The sequence below is a fragment of the Ferrimonas sediminum genome (assembly GCF_900100175.1).
Taxonomy (GTDB): Bacteria; Pseudomonadota; Gammaproteobacteria; order Enterobacterales; family Shewanellaceae; genus Ferrimonas; species Ferrimonas sediminum.
Genome location: NZ_FNEM01000016.1, coordinates 1 through 4,484 on the forward strand (window position 1 = coordinate 1; position 4,484 = coordinate 4,484).

Consider the following 4,484-nt stretch of genomic DNA (forward strand, 5'->3'; position numbering starts at 1 on the left):
CAGAGGTATAAGTTGGTTGCGGGGGCCAGATTTGAACTGACGACCTTCGGGTTATGAGCCCGACGAGCTACCAAGCTGCTCCACCCCGCGACCGAGGCCATGCACTATAGCGAATTGAGCGAGTAGCTCAAGCACTATTTCACTATTTTTGGTTCGTGTGACGATTTATGCGACACATGGGCCTGTTTGTATACGCGAGTGGTGAAAAATGGCTCACAAGGGGGCGAAATGGCAGGTCGCCGCCCGATTTAGGCAATCGTCGAAGTCAAACAGAGTGTCTTGAACACCTACTAGTTCTCGCGGCGGACTGACAGGGTTAATGGACTGATTTAAAGGGATTTAGTGGTTGTTTAGAGTGTTTGTACAATATGGCTGTTTGAAACTTCGCCATTAAAAGTTAGAATCGGATCACACTTTACTGGTCAGACCTTGCTGGGATGGGGTTCCGGCGTTGGGGTTGAACAGGGTACATCGAGAGGACAAACGATGAATAAAAGACAAGAGGTCACAACCCGAGGTGGGGACCGGATTGCCATCGTGGCGGGATTAAGAACGCCCTTTGCCCGTCAGGCAACCGCATTTCACGGCGTGTCGGCGTTAGACATGGGCAAGATGGTGGTATCGGAGTTGATGTCGCGCTATGACCTGGACCCACAGAGTGTGGATCAACTGGTTTATGGTCAGGTCATTCAGATGCCGAAGGCACCCAACATAGCCCGTGAGATTGTTCTGGGAACCGGCATGAACGTTCACACCGATGCCTACAGCGTGACCCGAGCCTGTGCCACCTCCTTCCAATCGACAGTGAACATTGCCGAGTCCATTATGGCGGGCACCGTGGATGTGGGCATCGCCGGCGGTTCCGACTCCAGCTCAGTATTGCCGATCACGGTGTCCACCAAGCTCGCCCGGGCGTTGGTGGATCTGACCAAGGCTCGAACCCTCGGACAACGCATAGCGATTTTCCGTCGCCTCGGACTTAAGGACCTGGCGCCGGTCCCGCCGGCGGTTGCCGAGTACTCCACCGGCATCTCCATGGGGCAAACCGCGGAACAGATGGCCAAGACCCATCAAATCAGTCGTGCCGATCAGGATGCCATGGCCATCCGCTCTCACCACCTGGCGGCCCAAAGCTGGAAGTCCGGAGTGATGGCTAACGAGGTGATGACCTGCCATGTACCGCCGTATAAGAGCTTTATCAGCGAGGACAACAACGTCCGTGGCGACGCCAAGATCGAAAAGCTGAGCACTCTGAAACCGGTATTTGACCGCAAACACGGTTCGGTTACCGCTGCCAACTCCACCCCGCTGACCGACGGCGCCTCGGCGCTGATTATGATGTCGGAATCCAAGGCCAAGGCGCTGGGCTATGAGCCGATCGGCTACATCCGTAGCTGGGGCTTTGCTGCCATTGATGTGTATGACGACATGCTGATGGGGCCCTCCTATGCCACCCCGTTGGCGCTGGATCGTGCCGGCATGACCCTTGCCGACCTGGATCTGATAGAGATGCACGAAGCGTTCGCCGCTCAGGCATTGGCCAATATGAAGATGTTTGGGTCCAAGCGGTTTGCCGAGGAGAAACTGGGCCGCAGTAGCGCCATTGGCGACATCGACATAGATAAATTCAATGTGATGGGGGGCTCCCTGGCTTATGGTCACCCGTTTGCGGCAACCGGTGCACGGTTGATCACTCAGATGTGTAATGAATTGAAACGTCGCGGTGGTGGCGTAGGGCTAACGACAGCATGTGCCGCCGGTGGCCTGGGCGCAGCAATGGTTCTGGAGGTAGAGTAATGAAAACAGATAGCTTTCAGGTAGAGGTTGGCAATGACAAGGTTGCCGTCATTACTATGGATGTGCCCGGCGAAACCATGAATACCTTGCGCAGCGAGTTTGGTGAGGAGGTGCGACAGGTACTGGATTTCATCAACAGCCGCAGTGATTTGCAGGGGGTTGTGTTTACTTCCGGTAAGCCGGATTCTTTTATCGCCGGTGCAGACATCAATATGCTGGCGGACTGTAAGACCGCTGAAGACGTGTACACGCTGTCCCGGGATGGACACAAATTGCTTAACGAGCTGTCGCGCCTGCCCCTGCCTGTGGTCGCAGCCATTCATGGCCCTTGTCTTGGAGGAGGCCTGGAGCTGGCATTAGCCTGTGATTACCGGGTGATCAGTAACCACGCCAAAACGGTGCTGGGATTGCCCGAAGTGCAGCTGGGCATCTTGCCAGGCGGTGGCGGAACCCAGCGCTTACCCAAGCTGATCGGAATCGCCAAGTCACTGGATATGATGCTGACCGGCAAGCAGCTTCGTGCCAAGCAAGCGGTAAAACTGGGCGTGGCTGATGAGATGGTGCCGCACACGGTTTTGCTCAGTGCCGCCAAAAAGTGGATTGGAAAGGGCAAGCGCAAAGCGGTTAAACCGAAATTGAAAGGGGTAGAGAGACTGCTGGAGGCAACCCCGGTCGGCCGCAACGTGATCTTTGATCAGGCGCTGAAGACGGTGATGTCCAAGACCCAGGGCAACTACCCGGCGCCGGCCAAAATCATCGAGTGTGTCAAAGCGTCGACCAAGGATTTGGAGTCGGGGCTGAAGCTGGAAGCTCGCCACTTTGCGGATCTGGTGATGTCGCCGGAGTCTGCAGCATTGCGGTCGATCTTCTTTGCCACCACAGAGATGAAGAAGGAATCCGGTGCCGGTGACGTGAAGCCGGAGAAGATTGAACGGGCTATGGTCTTGGGGGGCGGACTGATGGGCGGTGGTATTGCCAACGTCACCGCCATCAAGGCCAAGGTTCCGGTGCGGATCAAGGACATCTCTCATAAAGGGATTTCCATGGCGCTGGGGTCAACCTGGAAGCAGCTGGATAAAAAAGTGAAGCGCCGCCATATGACCGAGGCCGAGCGGGATAAGGCGATGGCGATGATGACTGGTACCACCGATTATCAGGGTATCAAGGACGTCGACATTGTGGTTGAGGCGGTATTTGAAGATCTGGGGCTGAAGCACCAGATGGTCAAAGACGTTGAGGGTCATTGTTCAGACAGTACCATCTTTGCCACCAATACCTCTTCGTTGCCCATAGGACAGATCGCCCAGGCGGCCCAGAGACCGGAAAATGTCATCGGCCTGCATTACTTCTCGCCAGTGGAGAAGATGCCGCTGGCGGAAGTTATCGCTCATAAGTCTACTTCAGCTCAGACCATTGCAACCACGGTTGCATTCGCTAAGAAACAGGGTAAAACACCCATTGTGGTTCAAGATTGTGCCGGGTTTTATGTAAATCGTATTTTAGCCCCCTATATGAATGAGGCTGCCACCCTGATTTTAGAGGGTGAACCCATTGAAAAATTAGATAAGGCACTGGTTAAATTCGGTTTTCCTGTAGGTCCGGTTACACTTTTGGATGAGGTGGGGATCGATGTGGGCGCCAAAATTTCGCCGATTTTAGAGGCGGAACTGGGATCCCGGTTCGCAGCCCCATCGGCTTTCGCCAAACTTTTGGCGGATGACCGTAAAGGCCGTAAAAATGGTAAGGGCTTCTACCAGTTTAATAGTAAGAAAAAGGGGCCTAAGCCCGTCGATGAGAGCGTATACAAGGTGTTAGGCATAACTCCTCAGGGACGCCTGTCGGATTCCGAGATGTCTGAGCGCTGTGTGGTCCATATGCTGAACGAAGCGGTTCGTTGTCTGGATGAGGGTATTATTGCGTCCGCCCGAGATGGTGACATTGGTGCCATCTTTGGCATCGGTTTCCCGCCGTTCCTGGGTGGCCCGTTCCGCTATATCGATGCCTTGGGGCCAAAGCGCCTGGTCGAGATACTGCAGGGCTACCAGGCCAAGTTTGGTGACCGGTTTGCTCCCAGTGAGTATCTGGTGAAGATGGCTGAAGAGGGGCGCCATTTTTACGACTGAGTGATCAGGGTTCAACAAAAGGCGGCGTAGGCCGCCTTTTTTATTGGACAGTTTTTGGGCTGGTTATATAATGCTCGCCCTGTTGGTGCGGCGTTGTGGTGATAAAAAACGTGATCTGGTTGATGCTGGCATTCGCAAGTGCCCTGTTCTTTTATGCCGAGGCCCTGAAAAATGGCTTGGCACCGAAAACCTGGGCCGTTGCCGGTTTGCTGTGCGGCCCCTTAGTCTGGCCACTGTTTCAGGTTCACCGCCGAATGGCCATGCTGCAATGCCGTGGTCAGGGCAACGTCATCTGGAAAATTTAAAGGAGCCCGAAGGCTCCTTTAGTCAAGGTCTTATGGTTGCCACCTTGTGGCGATGCCCCGTCAATTTACGACCACCAGCTCCCTGCCGGTACTTCTCTGATATCCAATTCAGCTTTGATTCGCTTGCGCGGCTTACGAATCAGTGTGGCCCTAAATAGTGTGGCTATCATTCTGATCATGATGCGTGCTCCTTCTATACAGGGTGAATATCAACGCCTGAGTTGAGTTAGGCGGTGGTTGATTCAGACAACTTGATCCA

At 54.4% G+C, this 4,484-nt stretch carries 3 protein-coding genes and 1 tRNA gene; 3 read left to right on the forward strand and 1 reads right to left on the reverse strand.

From position 1 onward, the window contains the following. Positions 1-13 precede the first annotated feature (13 nt). A tRNA-Met gene (locus tag BLT77_RS15525) sits at positions 14-90 on the reverse strand. Between the two features lie 396 nt (positions 91-486). Here BLT77_RS15525 and fadI point away from each other — a divergent pair. The 3 genes from fadI to BLT77_RS15540 all read left to right on the forward strand — a co-directional run bounded on the left by fadI (position 487) and on the right by BLT77_RS15540 (position 4,225). Further along, on the forward strand, positions 487-1,797 hold the full coding sequence (fadI, locus tag BLT77_RS15530) for an acetyl-CoA C-acyltransferase FadI (RefSeq protein ID WP_090367098.1): 1,311 nt from the start codon (positions 487-489) through the stop codon (positions 1,795-1,797). Beyond that, positions 1,797-3,920, forward strand: a complete 2,124-nt coding sequence (gene fadJ / locus BLT77_RS15535) for a fatty acid oxidation complex subunit alpha FadJ (RefSeq protein ID WP_090367100.1) — start codon at positions 1,797-1,799, stop codon at positions 3,918-3,920. Before fadI ends, fadJ begins: the two co-directional genes overlap by 1 nt. A gap of 122 nt (positions 3,921-4,042) precedes the next feature. After that, a complete protein-coding gene (locus BLT77_RS15540; RefSeq protein WP_245709972.1) occupies positions 4,043-4,225 on the forward strand; it encodes a hypothetical protein in 183 nt (60 codons plus the stop codon). The last annotated feature ends 259 nt before the right edge of the window (positions 4,226-4,484 follow it).

Bases quoted from the DNA above. Each gene is read 5' to 3' on its own strand.
- fadI (WP_090367098.1), top strand. From the start codon at position 487: ATGAATAAAAGACAAGAGGTCACAACCCGAGGTGGGGACCGGATTGCC.
- fadJ (WP_090367100.1), top strand. From the start codon at position 1,797: ATGAAAACAGATAGCTTTCAGGTAGAGGTTGGCAATGACAAGGTTGCC.
- BLT77_RS15540 (WP_245709972.1), top strand. From the start codon at position 4,043: ATGCTGGCATTCGCAAGTGCCCTGTTCTTTTATGCCGAGGCCCTGAAA.